We start from the raw sequence: 20,472 nt of genomic DNA, 5'->3' as shown, positions 1-20,472 counted from the left end.
AGGCGTGCGAAGGTTGGCTCAAGACGGTTGGAAACCGTCTGTTAGAGTGCAATGGCATAAGCCAGCCTGACTGCGAGACTGACAAGTCGAGCAGAGACGAAAGTCGGTCATAGTGATCCGGTGGTCCCTCGTGGAAGGGCCATCGCTCAACGGATAAAAGGTACGCCGGGGATAACAGGCTGATGATTCCCAAGAGCTCATATCGACGGAATCGTTTGGCACCTCGATGTCGGCTCATCACATCCTGGGGCTGGAGCAGGTCCCAAGGGTTTGGCTGTTCGCCAATTAAAGTGGTACGTGAGCTGGGTTCAGAACGTCGCGAGACAGTTTGGTCCCTATCTGCCGTGGGCGTCGAAATTTGAGAGGAGTTGACCCTAGTACGAGAGGACCGGGTTGAACATACCTCTGGTGTACCTGTCGTTCCGCCAGGAGCGCAGCAGGGTAGCTATGTATGGACGGGATAACCGCTGAAAGCATCTAAGCGGGAAGCCTCCCTCGAGATAAGATTTCACAGGACGGTCGAAGACCACGACCTTGATAGGCTGGATGTGGAAGTGGAGTAATCCATGGAGCTAACCAGTCCTAATTGTCCTATTCGCGCTTGAAGAGTCCCACCATCAATGACAGCGCTGCTGTCTAGGTGTGGATGATAAGCAACAAGCCTTGCACGGGCATCGATTTGAAAACCCAAGGACTACACCGGCTTCATTGCTTGGTGGCTATAGCGTCTGTGACCCACTCGATCCCATCTCGAACTCGAACGTGAAACCAGACTGCGCCGATGGTACTATCGTCTAAGCGATGGAAGAGTAGGTCGTCGCCAGGCATTGCAGCCGGTGTTGTCTTTGAGAAAAACCCATTCATATGTCATGCCGCCCGCCGGTCCCCAAAAAGGACCGCCGGGCGGCTAAACGTCTTTGGCGCGGGGTGGAGCAGCCCGGTAGCTCGTCAGGCTCATAACCTGAAGGTCACAGGTTCAAATCCTGTCCCCGCAACCAAACACCCCCCCCATCCGCCCAGGACATCCTGCGGCGGACTTTTTTTGCTGTTTTTGTGGCTTAGTCGAAAGGTGCTCGGCCCCCGCCTTTGGACAGGCCGCTACCAATATCTAGCGCTCGCCAGCCGCGCGCCTTCGGCGAGCACCGCGAGCTTGGCCCAGACGATGTCGCGATCGACCCCGCCCGAGCCGACATGGACAGAAAAGCCGCAATCGACCCCCGCCATGACATTGTCGCGCCCGACCAGATCGGCATAGCGGCCGATCCGCTGCGCGATCAGTTCGGGGTGCTCGATATAATTGGACTGGCATTCGACCACGCCGGGGATCAGCACCTTGCCCTCGGGCAGGCTGCCGCGCTCGAACATGGCGAATTCGTGCGCGTGGCGCGGATTGGCTGCCTCGAACTGGATCGCGTGCGGCCGCGCGCGCCAGACCAGATCGATGATGTCGTCAAAGGGTACGTCGCAATGGTGCGGGCCGGGGTAATTGCCCCAGCACATATGCATGCGCAGCTGCTCGACCGGGATGTTGGCGGTGGCGCGGTTGAGTGCCTCGATATTGAGCATCATCCGGTCGCGGAATTGCGACAGGCTGAGCTCGCGGAACTGGGTGTGGCGGCCCATCGCGAGATCGGGGCAATCGATCTGCAGCGTGATCCCGGCGGCGGCGATCGCCTCATATTCATGGCGCAACCCCTCGGCGAGCGCGAACAAATACTCCTCGTCGCTGTCGTAATATTCGTTGGCGAAGAACAGCGCGGTAACCCCTGGCGAGGCGGCGCTGAGGAACGCCTGGCGCCCGTCGTGCCGATCGATCGCGGTGGTGAGCGTCGCCACGTCGCGTTCGACCGCGGTCATGTCCTTGACGGTGATCGGCGCGTTGCAGGCCGGGGTCTTGCGATGCTTGCGCCCGGCATCGCCCGCGATGCGCGCCTTCACTCCGGGGAACGCCTCGACATCGGCAAAGACATAGCTGTTGCCGGTGCCGCCGAAGCCGTTGAGGCGATCCTTGATATAGGTTGCATAGCTTGGCTTCGACTGTTCGCCGTCGTTGATCACGTCGATCCCGGCGGCGGTCTGGCGGGCGACGACATCCTCGACCGCCGCGACGACCCGCGCCTCGACCGCGGCGGGATCGAGCGGCAGCCCCTCCTCGCGCGCGAACATCAGCGCGATCAGATCGTCCTGGCGCGGCAGGCTGCCGACATGCGTCGTCAGGAAACGCCCCGCGCTCATGCCACGCCCGCCCGGACGATCGCCTGCTTGCTGCCGACGGAGTGAGCGAAGGCGAGTTGGGTCGGCCGATCGCGTCGAGCGCTGGCAAAGGTCTTGGGGAGCAACATGGAACCGCCCTTAATCGAGGAGGGGAGCAAGGAAGTCGGCCAGCACCGCGTTGAAGCGCGCGGGGTTGTCGAGATTGCAGAGATGGCCGGCGCCGGCGATGCGGCGGACCTCGCCCTGCGGCGCGGTCGCCGCGATGAAGTCGGCGACGCGGCGGCGCCAGGCGGTATCGTCGCTGCCGACGATCGCGAGCACGGGCATCGGCAGCGCGGCGATGTCGTCGGCGGCGATCGCTATCGGTGCCGGCGGTGCGAGCAGGTCGCGCCCGTCATAGTCGCCGAGCATTGCCTCGACGAGCGGGGCGGCGCGCGGCGTACGGCGCAGCAGCACATGATCGGCCCAACCGCGCCTCATCGCTGCGATCGCGCCGTCGCGGACGAGCGCGGCGTATTGCGCATGGGGTAGCGCCTCGTCCTCGTCTTCGCGCGGCGTCAAAGCCGCGAGCGGCGCGCCGACCAGCACGAGCGCGCGCAACCGATCGGGGCGGCGGCGCGCATAATCGAGCGCGACGCTGGCGCCCTGCGACAGGCCCACGAGCACGAAGCGCTCGCGTCCGGCGAGCCGATCGATGTCGCGCCATTCCTCCGCCAGCCTGGACGGCGCGGTCGAGCGCCCGCAGCCGCGCCGATCGGGCAATACCAGCCGCGCCTGCCCGGCGAGCGGCAGTTGTGGCAGCCAGCAGCGATGATCGAGCGTCCAGCCGTGCAGCAGCACGAGCGTGATACCCGCGCCGGCGATCGCGACATGAAGATCGCCATCGTCGACAGCGATCGCATCCACGGGCGGGAGCACGTCGGCGATCACGCGATCAGTGCGTGCCTTCGAGGATGTGCCGAACATCGTTGTTGGCCCGATGATCGCCGGCGAGCCAGCGTTGGAGTTCGGCGTGTGCGTCCTTCAGCCGCAGCGCGTTGATCTCGCCGGCCTGGGGGGCGTCGCAGGTGAATTCGACGATCATGCCATCGGGGTCGACGACATAGACCGAGCGGCAATAGCCATGTTCGAGGATGTAGGTGCCCGGCGGCTGGATTCCGGCGGCGACGATCCGGCGCTCGAGCTCGGCCTGGGCGGCCTCGTCGACCGCGAGCGCGAGGTGGCGGAACGGGCTGGGGGGCAGATCGGGGCCGAATTCCGCCTGATCGGCGGGGTCGGCGAACTGGAAGAACGCCATCGCGCTGCCATCGGGCAGGCCGAAGAAGCAGTGGCAATAGGTGCGCTGCTTGCCGAACAATTCCTCCTCTTCGCACCAGGTCGCGGTGAGCGGGAAGCCGAGAATGTCCTCGTAGAAATGCCGCGTCGCCTCGAGATTCTTCGAGACATAGGCGGTGTGGTGGAGGCGGCTTGGCAATGCGGTGGTCATCGATCTGCTCCTATCGAACGGGGCGTCGGTCAGAATTTGTAGCTTGCCTCGAGCCCGTAGATCCGCGGGCGCGCCTTGAAGACGAAGCCGCCGGGCGAGAATTCGGCATTGTATTTCTTGTCGAACAAATTCTCGGCGAAGCCCGTCACGCTCCACGCGCCGCCGTCGAGCGACACGCGGGTGTCGACGATGTCGACCGGGTCGCGCGAGGTCGAATTGGTGACGTCGAACCAGGTGCGTCCGGTGCGGCGATAATCGGCGCGCAACCGGCCCTTGAGGCTGCTGCCGCCGAGCCGGCTTTCATATTGCCCGCCGAGATTGAAGGTCGATCGCGAGATGAAGGGGGCTTCGTTGCCGATCACCGCGGGATCGGGAAATTCCTTGATCTCGGAATAGGTGACCCCGAGCGCGACATTGATGTCGAGGCCGGGGGCGGGATGGAGCGCGGATTCGAGCTCGAACCCCTTGAGTTGCACCTCGGGAACGTTGCCGAGATTCTGCGTCGAGTTGGCGGCGAGGAAGACGAAGAAATAGCCGTTGCGCGACCGCGTCGTATACACGCTGCCGTTGAAGGTCAGCAGCCGGCCCGCCGGCTGGCTCTTGAAGCCGATTTCGAACGTGTCGGCGATCTCGGCCTCATAGATGTCGCCCACACCGACGACGCCGGTGCCCGCCGCGACCGCGCCCACCCCGGTCTGGTTGAACCCGCCCGAGCGGAAGCCGCGGCTATAGCCACCATAGAGCGTGAGCGTATCGACCGGCTTCCACGTCGCGGTGATCTTGGGCTGCCACGCCGCAAAGCTCTCTTTGCGCACTTCGCCGCTGGTGCCGGCGGGGAAACCCGTCACGACGGGGATGAAGGCGGGCGGGGTGAGCGTGGTGTTCTCGCGCTCGTCGCGGTCGTAGCGCAGCGACGCGTCGACTCGGAATGCGGTGGAAAATTCATATCCCAGCCCTGCATAGACCGCCCAGGCGAAATTATCCTGGCTGTCGGCAAGGAAGGTCGCCTGTGGGTTCAGCGGGTTGGTGCTCGGGGTGCGATAGACCGGCGTCACGCCGTTGCCGGTATCGACCAGATTGCCGGTCGAGATGTAGCGATCGGTGCGGATGAGATAGGTGCCGAGCGACCACGAGAAGCGCGCCTTGTCGGGCGAGGAGATGCGCAGATCCTCGCTGATCGCCGAGACATCGACGAACTGGCTCTGGTTCAGGTCGAAACCGAGGATATTGAAGAAGAGCGATTCGGGGATCGGCAGGAAATCGAACGCGTCGCCGGTGATGATCTCGCTCACCTTGTTGTACGCGGTGACCGAGCGGATCTGGCCCCAATCGGCGGTGTAATCGATCTTGAGCGAGCCGTTATAGATGTCGCGATTGTCGATCCCGGCATTGTTGACGCGCACCGGAAGGCTGACATCGTTCACGTCGCTGACGATGTTGTAATAGAAGGCCTGGGTCTCGAGCTTCGAGACATAGCCGCGCAGGTCGAAGCTGAGATCGGCGCTCGGCTCCCACAATAATTTGGCGCGCGCCGAGAAATCCCTGAGCGGGTCGGCGTCCTCGCCGAGGAAGGTGTTGGGAATGTAGCCGTCGGTGTCGCGCCACGACGCCGAGACGCGAAACTTGAGCGTGTCCGAGATCGGTCCGCTCAATCCGCCGCGCAGGACGTAGCCAAAGCCATTGTCGATCCCCGCCATCAAGCGGCCTTCGAGGGTATCGGTCGGCTGCTTGGTGGTGATGACGATCGCGCCACCGATGGCGTTGCGCCCATAGAGGCCGCCCTGCGGTCCCTTGAGTACCTCGATCTGTTCGATGTCGAACAGTTCCTGGCTGAACTCGGCGGCGTTGACCTGTTGCACGCCGTCGACGACCACCGCGACCGACGGCTCCGAATTGCGGTTCTGGGTGATGCCGCGGATGACGACGAACGCGTTGCCCGCATTCTGCGTCTCGACCAATTGAACGTTCGAGGTCAGCGCGATGAAGTCGGCGGGCTTTTCGATGCCGGCGTTTTCGATCGTCTGGGCGTCGAACACCGTGATCGCCGCCGGGGTATCCTGGATGGTGGTGTCGCGGCGAAGCGCGGTAACGACGATGTCGTTGGTATCGGGGGCGGCGGCGGGGGGCGGCGCGTCCTGCGCTGCCGCGGGTGATCCCGCGACTATCGCCGTAACCGAGATAGAGCCTGCCAGCATCGCGCGCGTCCATGCCGCTGTGACCATCGATTTCCTCCCCCAAGGTGCTCGCCCCCTCAGCTGAACATGAGGGTCACGCGCTGGATTCTCCCAAGCGAAATCTAGGTCGCTTCGCAATTCGAAGTCAAGTTCGATATGCGAAGTTACGCGCATTGGGACGATGGGGCTCGTCCCAAGGCAGGCTTTGCTTTCGTCTTCGGAATGCTCGCGTGGCGAACGCCGGGGCGATCCGAAGCGGCAACGGCCCGCACCGACGAAGCGAGCGGCCGCGCACGCACCCGTCGGACCCAAAGCTCGTCATTTACCGTTGCTGGGCACGATCAGGACTATATCCTTGCGTGCGCTGCCGACCTTCGTATCTTTGCCTCGGTCGGTTGCCGGGCCAGCGGCCTAGACCCGCTCGTCGCCATCATAGGAGATCGCCGCAGCGCCTGCGCCCGACATGATGAAGCCGATCGGGCGTTCGGTCTCTTCGTAAAGGTGCGCGACCAGGCCTGCGGTGCGCGCGAGCAGCGAAATGCCCTTGAGCGCGCCGAGCGGAAAGCCGAGGTCGAGCAGGATCGCGGGGATCGCGCCGTTAATATTGATCGGCAGTGGCCGGCCCAGCGCATCGGGCAGCGCATCGCGCAGCGCGTAGAGCATCGCGACATGCGCGCCGCCGACGCCATGTTCCTCGGCCAGCGCCAGCAGCAGCAGCGCGCGCGGGTCGCCTTCGGCATGTTGCGGGTGGCCGAAGCCCGGCACCGCGCGCTTTTCGGCGCGCAGGCGGCGGATGCCGTCGCGCGCCGCCGCATCGGGGGTGCCGCTCTCGGCGGCTTGCGCCACCAGTTGAGCATAGAACCGCCCGGCCACCTCGGCGCTTCCCAGCACGACCGATCCGCAGCCCAGCAACCCGGCGGCGACCGCGCCCTGGAACGCCTCGGGGGCGGCGGCAAGGGTCATCCGCGCGGCGACGACGCTCGGCACCAGCCCGTGCTCGGCGATCGCCACCAGTACCGCGTTGGCGAAGAAGCGCTGGGCTTCGCTCGGCGGCTGGCCCGTCACCAGCAGCCAGAAATAGCTGGTGAAATCGATCTGGCCGATCACGTCGCCGCACAGGTCGCGCCCGCGTACCGTGATGCTCGTGGCGTCCGAGGTGCAAATCGCCGTATGGGGCGCGTCCTGCTTGCCGATCCGCATCGTGCCTGTCCTTGTGTGCAGACCAACGGCCCGACTTGCTCATTCTGAAATTCGATTTACGAAGATGAATTCGTATATCGAAGTTTGCAAGCCTTGATCGCTGGAGTCACCGCATGGCCAAGCCGCTCGCCAATGTCACCGTGCTCGAAATGGGCACCTTCATCACGGGGCCTGCCGCCGGGATGCTGCTCGCCGATATGGGCGCCGATGTGATCAAGATCGAACGGCCCGATGGCGGTGACCCGTTCCGCGCCTTCGAGGGCGATTTCTACAGCCCGCATTTCCAGACCTATAATCGCAACAAGCGCTCGGTCACGCTCGACACGCGACTGCCCGATGACCTTGCCGCCTTCGACCGGATGATCGCCGACGCAGACGTGTTCATCGAAAATTTCCGGCCTGGCGTGACCCCCAAGCTCAACGTCGATCCCGATCGGCTGCGCGCGATCAACCCGCGGCTGATCTATCTGTCGATCTCGGGGTTCGGCGCCACCGGGCCCGATTCAGCGCGCCCGGCCTTCGACACCGTGGCGCAAGCGGCGAGCGGGTTCCTGCGGCTGCTGGTCAACCCCGCAAATCCGCGCGTGGTGGGGCCCGCGCTCGCCGATTCGATCACCGGTTTCTACGGCTGTTACGGCGTCCTCGCCGCGCTGCACGAACGCGCCACGACGGGGCAGGGGAGGCTGGTCGAGGTTTCGATGTTCGAGGCGATGGCGCATTTCAACCTCGACGATTTCACCCATTATTTCGCCGATGGCGAGGTGATGGGCCCCTATAGCCGCCCCAACGTCTCGCAATCCTATGTCTTTCAGTGCCAGGGCGGCGAGTGGATCGCGCTGCATATGTCCTCGCCGCCCAAATTCTGGGAGAATCTGGCCGCGGCGGTCGGGCGACCCGACATGCTCGCGCGTCCCGAATTCGCCAGCCGCAGCGCGCGCATCGCAAACTATGAGGAGGTCGCCGCGTATCTCGCGCCGCTCTTTGCGACTCGGTCGCGTACCGCCTGGTGCGAAATCCTCGAACAGCGCGAAGTGCCGCATTCGCCGGTCTATTCGCCGCCCGAGGTGATCGCGACCGAGCAGGCCCGCCACCTCGAGCTGTGCGTCGAGGATCCGGCCGGCCCGCGCGGCGCCTTCAAAACGATCCGGTCGCCCGTCAGCTTCGATGGCGAGCGGATGCTTGCGGTGACGGCGCCGCCGACGCTCGGCCAGCATAACGCGATGGTCGGCGGCGAACGCGTACCCGCAGCCGCGGTCGAATGATCGGAGCGGCCTGCCGCTTGCCGAGCGCCCGTGTGGCCGGTAACCCGGGCCATGCCCGTCACCGAAAAGCCGCCCAAGGATAGCGAGTATCTCTCGACGCTCGAGCGCGGTCTGCGCGTGTTGCGGGCATTCGACGTGACCCATCCCGAAATGCAGCTGAGCGAGGTTGCGCAGGTCACCGGCCTCAGCCCGGCGGTAGCGCGGCGCTGTCTCAACACCCTCGTCGAGCTCGGCTATATCGCGCGCTACGGCCGCAAATTCCTGTTGCGCGCCGAAGTGCTGACCTTCGCCAACAGCTATCTCTCGTCGATGAACCTTGAGCAGATCGTGCTGCCCTCGCTGCAGCGCGTGCGCGACGAGACCGGCGACAGCTCGTCGATGGCGGTGCTGTCGGGGACCGATATCCTCTATGTCGCGCACGTCTCGACCACGCGGCCCATCCGGCTGGGCGCGAGCGCGGGGACGCGCTATCCGCTGCACGCGACGTCGCTGGGCAAGGTGCTGCTCGCCTTCCAGCCCGACCCGGTTCTTGCCGCCTATTGGCAGCACGCGACGCTACCGCGCTTCACCGAACACACCGTGACGACGCGCAAGGCGCTCGAGGCACGGTTGGATAGGACGCGCAGCGACGGCTATGATACCGCGCTCGACGAGCTCGATTATGGCCTGGTATCGGTCGCGGTTCCGGTCTTCGATGCCCAGCGCCGTATCGTCGCCGCGATCAACTGTTCGACCTCGACGACGCGGATCCTGCAGCAGGATCTGGTCCAGACGCGGCTCCCGCTGCTGCGGAGCGCGGCCAGCGAAATAGGGACGGCGCTGCAGCGCTGGCCGGCGTTGATCCACTCGCTACTTTCGGGGTGCTGAGCCGCGCCTGGTCCTCCCTGGGGGAAGTTCGCGAAGGCTCCGCCCCCTGAGCGCCGTGTGCCGACGTTCGATTCATGTCGAAATGCTCGCCGCGTCGGCATTGACTGTCGCGCCAGCGTGTGAATAACTCGGACCAGATAACGAAATAATACGGAGAGGCGAATGACCGGGGGTCATCGGTACGCAGCGGTCGTGCGGCGTAATTTACTGTCGCGGTTACCTGCCCACTCGCTCGCAGCGCGTGCGCTGGCGGGGGCAAGCTCGTTCCCGGGCACTTCCGACATACAGCAGGGTGACGCATGCTGATCGACCGCAGGACGGCGCTTGCCGGCGTGGTCGGCATGTTCGGCGCGACCTTGTTCGCGCCCCTCGCGCGCGCCTTGGCCAACCAGCCCGCACCGGTGATCAACACCGGGACCGCCACGCCGGTATTTACCCCGGCGCAGCGCGCGCTGGTCGCCGCGCTCAGCGAGCGCGTGCTGCCGACCACCGATACCCCCGGCGCGATCACCGCGGGCGTGCCCGACTATATCGAGCATATGCTCGGCGACTGGGCGATCGATGACGACCGCGCGCTGATCCTCGGCGGCCTCGCCGCGATCGATGCGCGCAGCATGGCCGATTATCGCAAGCCCGCCGCCCAGGCCACGCCGGCGCAGCAGGATGCCTTGCTGACGCTAGCGATGAACGGCGGCCTTTCGGGCCCGGCGGACTTCTTCGAGGCGTTCCGCCAGCTCGTCATCACCGGCTATTATACCTCCGAAGTCGGCATCAAGCAGGAGCGGCATTACCTGCCTGTCCCCGGCGAATATGACGGCGCCTACCCGTATGCGAAGGTCAAAAAGATCTTCTCGTCCTAGGCGATCCAGCGGTTTTGGCCCGCGCGCGCAACCACCCTTTCCCGACCCTTCGATCCGGCGGACAATGAACATGGCAGCAACAGATCGCTTCGACGCAATCGTCATCGGCTCAGGCGTGAGCGGCGGCTGGGCCGCAAAGGAACTCACCGAAAAGGGGCTTCGCGTCCTGCTCGTCGATCGCGGCCGGATGGTCGAGCATGGCGAGGATTATCCGTACGAGGGCAAATCGGCCTTCGAGATTCCAGCGCGCGACCGGATGCCCGCGGCGATCGCCAAGAGCGAGTATTTCGCGCTCAACGGCTGGGTCTCGCCGAGCACGCGGCCCTTCTTCATCAACGACCGCCTCAACCCCTATGATTACGACGCGCCCAACAAGTTCAACTGGGTCCGTCCGTCGGTGGTCGGCGGCAAGTCGCTGACCTGGGGGCGCTGGAGCTTCCGCTGGGGCCCGAATGATTTCGAGGCCAACAAGCTTGAGGGCATCGGTACCGATTGGCCGATCCGCTATGACGACGTCGCGCCCTGGTACAGCTATGTCGAGAAATATATCGGCGTGTCGGGCGGCCGCGAGAACTTGCCCTATCTGCCCGACAGCGAATTCATGCCGCCGGTGCCGATGAACATCGCCGAGCAATGGCTCAAAGGGCGGCTCGAGGGCGAATTCCCCGGGCGCAAGCTGATCAACACCCGGCTGAGCAACATCACCGAGGACAAGCCCGACCAGGGCCGCGCGAAGTGCCAGAACCGCGCGCAATGCCATCGCGGCTGCAGCTTCGGCGCCTATTTCTCGACCCAGGCGGTCACGCTCCCCGCCGCGCGCGCAACCGGGCGGCTGACGGTGCGCGCCGATGCCTGGGCGACCAACATCGAATACGACCCGGCGCGCAAGCGCGTGACCGGCGTCCGGCTGGCCGACGCCAATACCGGCAAGATCGAGGTCATTGACGCGCGGATGGTGTTCCTATGCGCCTCGGCGATGAGCTCGCTCCACGTGCTGCTCAACTCTCGCCCCGCCGACAGCGAGCGGAGCTATTTCCACTCGAACGGCGCGCTCGGCAGCGCGGTGATGGACCATATCTTCCGCGTGAACGTCTCGGGCGAAATCCCGGGAATGACCGATTATGTCGAATATGGCCGGCGTCCCGGCGGCGTCTATGTCCCGCGCTTCCGCAACCTCGAGCAGGAGGAGCTGCCCTTCAAGCGCGGCTATGGCTATCAGGGCGGGGCGGGACGCCAGGCCTCGACACCCGAAGGCTTCGGCGCATCGATGAAGCACGGCATGCGCGAATATGGCCCATGGCGCTTCAACATGGGCGCGTTCGGCGAATGCCTGCCCTATGACGACAATCGCGTGATGCTGAACTTCTGCAAGACCGATCGCTTCGGCACCCCGCTGCTGCGCTTCGACGTCACCTTCCGCGACAACGAGATCAAGATGATGGACGATGCGCAGGAACAGGGGATGATCATGCTGCGCCAGGCGGGGCTGAAGAACGTCAACAGCTACCGCGGCAAGCATGTGCCGGGCGAAGCGATCCACGAAATGGGCGGCGCGCGCATGGGCCGAGATCCCGGCACGTCGGTGCTCAACGAATGGAACCAGGCGCACGACGCCCCCAACCTGTTCGTCACCGACGGCGCGATGATGGCGTCGGTGTCGTGCGTCAACCCGTCGCTCACCTTCATGGCGATGACCGCGCGCGCCGCCGACCATGCGGTCAAGCAGATGAAGGCCGGCGTAATCTGATCATCGCCGGCTAAGGCCGCTCGGTCGGGCGGGCGGGGTGCTGCGGCGCCGCGCCGTCAGGCTGCGGCGGGGCAGTAGCCGGCGATGAAGCGCTCGTGCGTCGGCATCTGCTCGGCTGCCGCCGCCATCGCGCTGCGCATCGACCCCAGGCTGCGCGCGATGTCGGCGGCGGGGAGCGTGGCGACGATCGGGTCGCACGTTTCGGGCATGATCCGCTGCCCCAGCATCACCGCGACCCAGCTCGGCCGCGCGAACAATTCCTCGTTGTAGCGGAACACCCGCCCGGTCTCGCGGAACAGCTCGATCTTGTGCGTCAGCGTGTCGGGCACCGGCATCGTGCGGCAGTAGTTCCAGAAGTCGCTGTCGTCGCGCTCGGTCGCGCAATAATGCAGGATGATGAAGTCGCGCACCTGCTCGAATTCGGTGCGCATGTGGCGGTTATATTCGGTGCGGAGGATGTCGGGGATCGCCGCGCGCGGGAATAGCGAGATGAAGCGGCTGATGCCCTCCTGGATCAGATAGATCGAGGTCGATTCGAGCGGTTCGAGAAATCCGGCGGCCAGCCCGATCGCGATGCAGTTGCGCGTCCAGAACGCTTCGCGGCATCCGGCGCGGAAGCGGATCTGGCGCGGATCGGCGAGCGGCTTGCCCTCGACCCTCTCGAGCAGCGTGGCGGTCGCGACGTCGTCGCCCATGAATGCGCTCGAATAGATATGGCCGTTGCCGACGCGCCGCTGCGTCGGGATTCGCCATTGCCACCCCGCCGTCTTCGCGGTCGATCGGGTATAGGGCGCGGGCGGCCCCAGATGCTCGCTCGGCACCGCCAGCGCGCGATCGCAGGGCAGCCAATGGCTCCAGTCGACGAAGCCGACCCCCAGCGTCTCCCCCGCCAGCAGCGCGCGAAAGCCGGTGCAGTCGAAGAAGAAGTCACCCTCGATGACGCGCTCGTCGCCAAGGTCGATGCCTTCGATGAACCCGTCTTCGGGGCGAAGCCGAACGTTTCGGACGATCCCCTCGACCCGGCGGACGCCGCGCGCCTCGGCATAGCGGCGCAGGAACTTGGCATAGAGCGTCGCGTCGAAATGATAGGCGTAGCGGACGTGCGACAGCACCGATCGTGGGTTGGGATCGGGCAGTGCGAAGCGGCCCGCCTTCGCCGCGACGGCGCACTGGCTATACGCCTCGATCGGGTGCCGATCGCCATCGGCGCGGCTGCGCAGCCAATATTGGTGGAAATCGATCCCCTGCATGTCGACGCCATGCTGGCCAAAGGGATGGATATAGCTATCGCCGCGCCGCCCCCAATCGACGAACTCGATCCCCAGCTTGAACGTCGCCTGCGTCGCCGCCATGAATTCGGCTTCGTTGACCCCGAGCATCCGGTTGAAGGCGAGGATGTCGGGGATCGTCGCCTCGCCGACGCCGACGGTGCCGATCGCGTCGGATTCGACCAATGTGATCGTCACTTCCTTGGGATCGAGCAGGCTCGATAGCGCAGCCGCGGTCATCCACCCCGCCGATCCGCCGCCGACGATCACGATCCGCCGCAAAAGCGGTTGCTGGGTCATCGTGGGCTGCGCTCCAGATAGTGTTCGAGTTGCGCACGATAGGTAGCGCTGGCGGGCATCTTCGCGACGACCTGTTCGATGTCGTGTCGGGTCTTGGCGAGGAACTGTTTGACGCGCGCGGGGTCGGCGCGGTCGGCCAGCCGGTCGTGCCGGGCCGGCCGGCGGCCCATGCCCAGATGCAGGATCGTCCAGTCCTCGGGGTGAAAGGGTTCGAGGTCATAGGCGACCAGCACGCCGCGGCTTTCGAACATGCCGATCTTGTGCTCCAGCTTGGGCGGCATCGGTGCGGCGCGCGCCGCCCGCCAATAGGGGGTGTCGGGCAAGCCATCGGCTTCGAACAGCGCGCGGGTGAACAGCGCGGCGTGGGTGTGATCCTCGCCGAAGCGGCGGTTATATTCGGCGCGTTCGACCGCCATGCCGCCGGCGTTGGGCAACAGCGCCAACAGCCGCTCGATATCGCGCTCGAGCAGCATCAGCGGCGCGGGGGTAAGCGGTTCGACCACCGCGGCCGCGTGACCGATGCCGACGCAATTGCCGCTCCACGCCTCGCGCCTTGCGCCCAACGTTGCTTCGCCGGTGATTTCGGCCCCGCTGCGATGCGCTGCCATTGCTTCGCCGGTCTGCGCTAGGTCAAAGACGCTGGTGCGCCTTACCCGCCCGCGCAGCGGGGTGTCGCTCATCCAGCCATAGGGCGCAGCAGTGACGGTGCGCAGCGGCGCGTCGGGCTGCGCAGGTGCGGCGTCGCTCGCCGCGATTCCGATGCGGCGCGTGCCGTCGATCTCGGGAACCAGGCGCGAGAGCAGCAAAGCATCGGTGCCGGTGCAGTCGATATAAAGGTCGGCGGTCAGCACGCGCCCGTCGCGCAGCCGAACGCCGGTGATCGCGGCAGCGTCGGTCGCTACATCGTCGAGCTCACCCGTGATCCGTTCGACCCGATCGGCGGGAATCACCCCGGCGAACAGCCGTGAATAGGACGCAGGATCGAACTGATAGGCGTAGTCGGCACGGGCGAGCGGGTGCTGGCCGGTCTCGCCGGGGCCACGCGGCGGATGCGCGAACGCCCCCCGCTGCGCCGCGCGCGCCGAGACCAGGAAGGGCTCGATCGGACCGACCCCGCTCGACGCCAGATATTGGTGGAACTGCACGCCATCGAGGATCGGAAAGGGCAGCGCGAAGCATTGGGTCCATGCGCGATCGCCGCCCCATTGGGTATAACGTGTGCCCCACGAAAAGCCGGTGTCGCTGCGCTGCACCAATGCTGGTTCGTCGACCCCCGCGGCGAGGTTGAAGGCATAGGCCAGCGGCGCCGACACCGTCCCGTAGAACAGGTCGCTGCTGGCGGTGTCGCAGATCGCGGCGAGGGTGATCCGGGTAGCGGCTGGCAGTTGCCGGGCGAGCGCTGCGGCAGTCATGTGCGCGGCGAGGCCACCCCCGCAGATGAGGATGTGGCCGATCGGTTCGGCGAAATCAGACGGGCGTTGCATCGCTGATCCTACGCCGCGGGTGCACGCTGCGCCAGGCTGCCCGCCGCAGCCGAGCGACGGATATAGTCGGCGTGGTCGGGGGTGCCGCGTACCGCCGCCGCCACCTCTTGGCGGATCGCGCTGGCACGCGCGGCCAACGCATTGTCGCCCATCGATCGCGCGCGCGGATCATAACCCGTCGGCATCAGATTTTGCCCCAGCATCACCGCCACCCAGCTCGGCGGCAGGAACAGCCCGAATTCATAGGGCACGACATAGGCGCGCGTCTGCCACGCTTCGATCTTCTCGCGCAGGCTATCGGGCAGCGTCAGCGCGCGGAAATGACGCCACATCTCGCTATCGTCGCGCTGCGTCGCGACATAGTGCAGCAGCAGGAAATCGCGCACCCGCTCGTAGTGCAGGCTCATGCGGCGGTTATATTCGACGATGTCCGACGCATCGAAGCCGCGGTCGGGGAACAGCGCCAGCAATTCGGTGATGCCGTCCTGGATCAGGTGGATCGATGTCGATTCGAGTGGTTCGAGAAACCCGCCCGCCAGCCCGATCGCGACGACATTGGCCTTCCAGAAATCGCGCCGCCGCCCGGTGGTGAAGCGCAACTGGCGTGGTTCGGCCTGCATCGGCGCATCGAGATTCTCGACCAGCTGGCGGGTCGCGTCGTCGTCGCTGATGAAGCTGCTGCAATAGACATGGCCGTTCCCCACGCGGTGCTGCAGCGGGATTCGCCACTGCCACCCCGCGGTGCGCGCTGTCGCGCGCGTGTAGGGGCCGAGCGGCCCGGCGCTTGCGGTCGGCACGGCAACCGCGCGGTTACACGGCAGCCAGTGGCTCCAGTCGTCATAGCCCGACGCCAGCGCGCCTTCGATCAGCAGCCCGCGAAACCCCGAACAATCGACGAAGAGGTCGGCGCTGACCTCGCGCCCGTCGGCCAGCGTCACGCTGCGAACATGCCCGCTCTCGCCGTCGAGCGCGGTATCGACGATCTTGCCTTCGAGGCGCGTGACGCCATTGGCCTCGGCATAGCGGCGCAGGAACGCGGCATAGAGCGACGCATCGAACTGATAGGCATAGCCAAAGGTCGATTCGATTCGATCATGCTCGGCGGCCGGATGGCGAAACCGGTTCTGCTCGGCGGCGACGATCGGAAACGAATAATCGTCGAGCCGCGAGGTGTCGCCCAGGCTCTTGAGCCGCAGCCAGTGATGGTAGAAGGGCACGCCGTTCACCGCGGGGCCGTAATCACCGAACGGGTGGATATAGCGGTCGCCGATCTTGCCCCAGTCGCGAAATTCGATGCCGAGCTTGAAGGTGGCTTCGGTCGCGCGCATCAGGTCGCGCTCGTCGATGCCGAGCGTCTTGTTGAAGGCACGGATATGCGGAAGCGTGGCTTCGCCGACCCCGACGGTGCCGATTTCGGACGATTCGATCAGCGTGACCGCGATCGACAGCCCGTTGAGCTTGTTCGCCAACGCCGCCGCGGTCATCCAGCCCGCCGTCCCACCGCCGACGATGCATACGCGCCGAATCATAGGTTCACGCATGATCACAGGGTCGGTGCAGGCGCAGGGGCGGTCATCGATAACATCTCCTCCGGACCCGCGCTGTGCCGTTCGAGATGACGGCCGCTATGCGCTAACGCGATCCTAATTGTCCGCAGCGCCCGCATCGACGCAGGCGTCCAAATCGAGGTCGACAAAAGCGGACGGCTTGGGTGATGTCAATCGGACCGATTGGTCCGCGTTGTCTATCTTGCTTGGATGTTAAGTCTGAGTTATCCGAGTCGTCGCCCGACGAGAAATCGCGAGCGCCAGCGTGTAAGGCGCGGCGTTCAAAACGATCCGGAACGGGCGGGGAAATCGGGGCCGGGCGACCGGTCTTATGAAGAGGGGGTGCACTGTGAAGAAGAATGCGATTCCGAATCTTTCGTGGTCGGCCAAGCGCTTGCTCTTGGCGACGTCGGCGCTGACCTTGGCGCTATATCCTGCGGCAGCATCGGCACAGACGGCAGGCTCCGATCCCGAAGGCGAGCAGCAGGCCGAAGCGCCCGCTGGCGAAGAACGCGAAATCATCGTTACCGGTATTCGCGGCGCGCTCGAATCGGCCAAAGAGATCAAGCGCAATGCATCGACCTTCGTCGATTCGCTGTCGGCGTCGGACATCGCGACGCTTCCCGATCTTTCGGTTGCCGAAGCGCTCGGCCGCATTCCCGGCGTCACCATCTCGCGTTTCCCCACCGGCGGCGCGAGCCCCGACTTTCCTTCGCCCGAGGGACGCGGCAACCTTGTTCGCGGCCTGAGCTTCGTGCGGTCTGAGTTCAACGGTCGCGACGCGTTCAGCGCCAATGGCGGCCGCTCACTCGACTTTTCGAGCATTCCCCCCGAGCTGATCGGTGGCGTCGACGTGTACAAGAACCAGAGCGCCGACCTGATCGAAGGTGGCATCGGCGGCACGATCAACCTGCGCACGCTCGAACCCTTCGACCGTCCCGGCGGGCTGTTGGTGGTGGCGGGCGACGTCACCTATTCGGACCTCCGCAAGGAATGGTCGCCGCAGATCAGCGTCACCGGCGGCAATCGCTGGTCGACCCCGATCGGCGATGTCGGCTTCGTCGCTTCCTATTCGCGTTCGAAGCTCGATTCGCGAATCAACGGCTGGCAGCAGAACGCGCCGATGCCGCGCGTGCTCGATGCCAACGGGAACGTGCCCGAGTCGTTGCTCACGGGCGCCAACAAGCTCAGCGAGTTCGCCGGCGTCGATGCCTCGAACATCGTCGGTATCACGCCCGGTTTCCAGCTGCGCACCAACGACGTCGATCGTGACCGCGAGAGCTATTATTTCGCGGGTCAGTGGAAGAACGACCGGCTGCAGTTGACCGCGAAATATATCCGCGCCGAAAATACCATCGACAGCATCGAGCGCACCTTCGAATGGTTCCCCGAGCATGACACCGGCACGCGCGCTGGCGTCCGCGATCTTGTTCTCGATACCGGTTGGGGCTCGGCCGGCACCGCGATGTGCAGCGGCCCCGGCGGCTTCCCGAACAACCCCGGCGACTGCGAAACGCTGATCCCCGTTGGTGGTGGCCTGATGAAGTCGGGTTTCGTCACCAGCAGGATCGATGACTATACCGGCGCGATCGGTTCGCCCGTCGGGTCGCTCGGCATCGGCAAGATCGAGGAAGCGACCACCGAGGATTACAGCCTCAACCTGAAATGGGATGCCTCCGATCGCCTTAAGGTGACCCTCGATGGTCAATATACCAAGGCCAGTGCCCGCCAGCGGCAAATCTGGGGCGGGATGAACACCTATCTGGATTGGCAGATCCAGCACGATCTCGACAACCCGCAGATCCAGTTCTTCGTCAATCCGGCAACCGGATTCAACGGGAACCAGACCCGCTTCACCGGCGATAATGATGATCCGGCGACGCCTGATGTTGTCGAGGGCGTTCGCATTCCGCAGGCGACCAGCACGGGCGACTTCAACGGCTCGACCTGGCAATTCGTTGCCGATCAGTTCCAGGAAGGCACCGGCGAATTGTACGCACTCCGGGCCGACTTTGATTACGACGTTTCGGGCGGCGACGGGCTGGCCAGCTGGTTCGACAGCGTGAAGTTCGGTGCGCGCTATTCGGAGCGCAGTCAGGTCAACTCCGAAATGGCGCTCAACTGGGGCTCGATGGCACCGGCATGGGACGGCCGTGGCGGGTTCGCCGTGGCGGGCACGATGCAGGATCCTGCAGCAGGCTTCGAAGCGGTACCGTTCGGCGATTTCTTCCGCGGCGGCGTCGTCAACGGCTCGAACAATGAGTTCGTGTTCGTGAACGAGAACCTGTTGTCGAGCTATGAAAATTTCCGCAACTACATCGCTGGCGAGCCGCAACTCGGCACCAACTATAACTGGGTTCCGCGCGGCGAAGCCGATGGCTCGCGGTTCGGTCGCGCGACGTTCCGGCCCGAAGATACATCGGACATCGACGAAAAGACCTGGAACGCCTATGCCCGGATCGATTTCAAGCAGGAATTCGACAACGGCATGTCGCTCGACGGCAATTTCGGCGTCCGATACGTCAAGACCACGCTGACTTCGAACGGCTTCCAGGCGTTCCGCCCGTTTGTCGCCGATATCCAGACGCTACCCGTCACCAATGGCGTGCGTACGCGGACCGATGATGCGGAAAGCCGCGACGACATCGCCGATTTTGCGCCTGAAGCAGTGGCCTATGCCGCACAGGCCGCAGTCCCCACCAGCATCAACCAAAGCGATGAGCGCTGGCTGCCGTCGTTCAACCTGAAGTGGAACCTGAACCGCGAAATGCTGCTGCGCTTTGCCTACAGCAAGGGCCTCAGCCGTCCGAACGTCCAGGATCTGCGATCGTCGCAGGAATATGTCGTCACCACCAACCGGCTGAATTTCGACCCGGTCGCGGAAACCGATCCGCTGTTCGGGATCGATCGTGGTGCGCAGAACATCAGCGTCGGCGAAATCCGCGTCAGCCGCGGCAACCCGTTCCTGAAACCGACGACTGCCGATAGCTTCGACGCGTCGTATGAATGGTATTTCCCGGGCGGGTATCTGTCGGTCTCGGGGTTCTACAAAGATCTCTCGAACATCATCACCAATGGCGATCTGCCGCTCGGCACCACGACGCTCGACGGGCAGCAGGTGAATATCATCTACAACGGCCCGGTTAACCAGGCCAAGGCGACGATCAAGGGCGTCGAAATTGGCTATCAGCAATTCTTCGACTTCCTGCCGGGTGTGTTGAAGAATTTCGGCGTCCAGGCGAACTACACCTACATCGACGCATCGACGACACCGCCGGGTAATGGCGCCGATGCCGATGGCGATGGCAACCCCGATGATCTGACGACGGTGTTCCGTTTCGGCGTCGACGATCTGCTGGGACAGTCGAAGCATATCGCCAACGCCGTTGCGATCTACCAGAACAAGGTGGTCGAGGCGCGACTGGCGTATAACTGGCGGTCGGAATATCTGACCACCTATCGCGATTACGTCACCGGCAACCCGATCTATAACTCGGCTGCAGGGTTCCTCGACGCGTCGCTGAAGTTCAACATCGGCCAGTTCCAGATCCGCGGGTCGATCGCGAACATCCTCGACACCAAGAGCAAGGCGCGCTCCTATATCGACGAAAGCGGGCAGCTGTACGACCGGTTCAGCTTCCTGAACGATCGCCGTATCGTGCTCGGCGCGCTGTGGCGGATGTAATCGAGGTAGGCAGACGCCAACCTTGACGGGGGCGTTCGGTGGGCGGCGATCGCTGACCTATCGCCACCCGCCAAAGGCTGACACTGCAGAACAACCCCCGTCGCCTCAGCGACGGGGGTTGTTCCTATTTGCGCCCGGCTCCCGCGTCGGCGCTCCCCGCCGCCGCATCGCTGTCCTACAAGCACCGGCTTTGCTATCCTCGGCAGATGCCCATGTGTGTGCCACGCTCCACTGGTATCGCGTTTCGATCCCGGGGCAGGGGGCATTCCGGGGGGGGGACGTAGTGTAGCTTTTGTAGCCTTCCGAGCCACCGGCCTTGTGCGACTCGACGCTATCGACGTGTCGGCGACGTCGCTTTCCTAGACGCCATCGTTGATT

13 protein-coding genes, 1 tRNA gene and 2 rRNA genes (1 of these 16 running past the window's edge) are annotated in these 20,472 nt (G+C 64.7%); 8 read left to right on the top strand and 8 right to left on the bottom strand.

Going from position 1 to position 20,472, the window contains the following annotated elements; all coding sequences use genetic code 11:
- From NMP03_RS05580 to NMP03_RS05570, 3 genes are all read left to right on the top strand, one after another.
- Positions 1–606: ribosomal RNA gene (locus tag NMP03_RS05580) — 23S ribosomal RNA — on the top strand; it begins 2,187 nt to the left of the window's first position.
- 105 nt (positions 607–711) lie between these two features.
- A 5S ribosomal RNA gene (rrf, locus tag NMP03_RS05575) occupies positions 712–826 on the top strand.
- Positions 827–921: 95 nt separating this feature from the next.
- A tRNA-Met gene (locus NMP03_RS05570) sits at positions 922–998 on the top strand.
- A 100-nt stretch (positions 999–1,098) separates the two neighbouring features.
- On the opposite strand, the gene NMP03_RS05565 is transcribed toward NMP03_RS05570, so the two are convergent.
- The 5 genes from NMP03_RS05565 to NMP03_RS05545 all read right to left on the bottom strand — a co-directional run bounded on the left by NMP03_RS05565 (position 1,099) and on the right by NMP03_RS05545 (position 7,074).
- Complete coding sequence (locus NMP03_RS05565; protein WP_256507518.1) at positions 1,099–2,235, bottom strand: cobalamin-independent methionine synthase II family protein; 1,137 nt, start codon at positions 2,233–2,235, stop codon at positions 1,099–1,101.
- A 117-nt stretch (positions 2,236–2,352) separates the two neighbouring features.
- On the bottom strand, positions 2,353–3,180 hold the full coding sequence (locus NMP03_RS05560) for an alpha/beta fold hydrolase (protein ID WP_256507517.1): 828 nt from the start codon (positions 3,178–3,180) through the stop codon (positions 2,353–2,355).
- On the bottom strand, positions 3,149–3,700 hold the full coding sequence (locus NMP03_RS05555; protein WP_256507516.1) for a VOC family protein: 552 nt from the start codon (positions 3,698–3,700) through the stop codon (positions 3,149–3,151). Before NMP03_RS05555 ends, NMP03_RS05560 begins: the two co-directional genes overlap by 32 nt.
- A 29-nt stretch (positions 3,701–3,729) precedes the next feature.
- On the bottom strand, positions 3,730–5,922 hold the full coding sequence (locus NMP03_RS05550; RefSeq protein WP_256507515.1) for a TonB-dependent receptor: 2,193 nt from the start codon (positions 5,920–5,922) through the stop codon (positions 3,730–3,732).
- 363 nt (positions 5,923–6,285) lie between these two features.
- On the bottom strand, positions 6,286–7,074 hold the full coding sequence (locus tag NMP03_RS05545) for a citryl-CoA lyase (protein ID WP_256507514.1): 789 nt from the start codon (positions 7,072–7,074) through the stop codon (positions 6,286–6,288).
- 113 nt (positions 7,075–7,187) lie between these two features.
- Between NMP03_RS05545 and NMP03_RS05540 the strand changes: the two genes are divergently transcribed.
- From NMP03_RS05540 to NMP03_RS05525, 4 genes are all read left to right on the top strand, one after another.
- Positions 7,188–8,336 (top strand): CaiB/BaiF CoA transferase family protein, encoded by a 1,149-nt coding sequence (locus NMP03_RS05540; RefSeq protein ID WP_256507513.1) that lies wholly within the window; start codon positions 7,188–7,190, stop codon positions 8,334–8,336.
- A gap of 51 nt (positions 8,337–8,387) precedes the next feature.
- The gene (locus tag NMP03_RS05535; protein ID WP_256507512.1) at positions 8,388–9,203 is read left to right on the top strand and encodes an IclR family transcriptional regulator domain-containing protein; all 816 of its coding nucleotides are present in this window, start codon (positions 8,388–8,390) and stop codon (positions 9,201–9,203) included.
- Between the two features lie 299 nt (positions 9,204–9,502).
- Positions 9,503–10,063, top strand: coding sequence for a gluconate 2-dehydrogenase subunit 3 family protein (locus NMP03_RS05530; protein WP_256507511.1), 561 nt, complete (start codon positions 9,503–9,505; stop codon positions 10,061–10,063).
- A gap of 70 nt (positions 10,064–10,133) precedes the next feature.
- Complete coding sequence (locus tag NMP03_RS05525) at positions 10,134–11,810, top strand: GMC oxidoreductase (protein ID WP_256507510.1); 1,677 nt, start codon at positions 10,134–10,136, stop codon at positions 11,808–11,810.
- A 56-nt stretch (positions 11,811–11,866) separates the two neighbouring features.
- Here NMP03_RS05525 and NMP03_RS05520 read toward each other — a convergent pair whose 3' ends face one another.
- From NMP03_RS05520 to NMP03_RS05510, 3 genes are read right to left on the bottom strand one after another with little or no spacing between them, the layout of a single operon-like run.
- The gene (locus NMP03_RS05520) at positions 11,867–13,378 is read right to left on the bottom strand and encodes a tryptophan halogenase family protein (RefSeq protein ID WP_256507509.1); all 1,512 of its coding nucleotides are present in this window, start codon (positions 13,376–13,378) and stop codon (positions 11,867–11,869) included.
- The gene (locus NMP03_RS05515; RefSeq protein ID WP_256507508.1) at positions 13,375–14,862 is read right to left on the bottom strand and encodes a tryptophan 7-halogenase; all 1,488 of its coding nucleotides are present in this window, start codon (positions 14,860–14,862) and stop codon (positions 13,375–13,377) included. The genes NMP03_RS05520 and NMP03_RS05515 overlap by 4 nt, the downstream gene beginning before the upstream one ends.
- Positions 14,863–14,870: 8 nt before the next feature.
- Positions 14,871–16,403 carry a tryptophan halogenase family protein gene (locus tag NMP03_RS05510; protein WP_256507507.1) on the bottom strand — a complete coding sequence of 511 codons (1,533 nt, stop codon included), beginning with the start codon at positions 16,401–16,403 and terminating at the stop codon, positions 14,871–14,873.
- Between the two features lie 355 nt (positions 16,404–16,758).
- Between NMP03_RS05510 and NMP03_RS05505 the strand changes: the two genes are divergently transcribed.
- Positions 16,759–20,094, top strand: coding sequence for a TonB-dependent receptor (locus tag NMP03_RS05505; RefSeq protein WP_256507506.1), 3,336 nt, complete (start codon positions 16,759–16,761; stop codon positions 20,092–20,094).
- Positions 20,095–20,472: the final 378 nt, after the last annotated feature.

The sequence above is a fragment of the Sphingomonas qomolangmaensis genome (assembly GCF_024496245.1).
GTDB classification, from domain to species: domain Bacteria; phylum Pseudomonadota; class Alphaproteobacteria; order Sphingomonadales; family Sphingomonadaceae; genus Sphingomonas; species Sphingomonas qomolangmaensis.
Note: the sequence above shows the minus strand (reverse complement) of the source record. Positions and strands in the feature narration are given on the sequence as shown.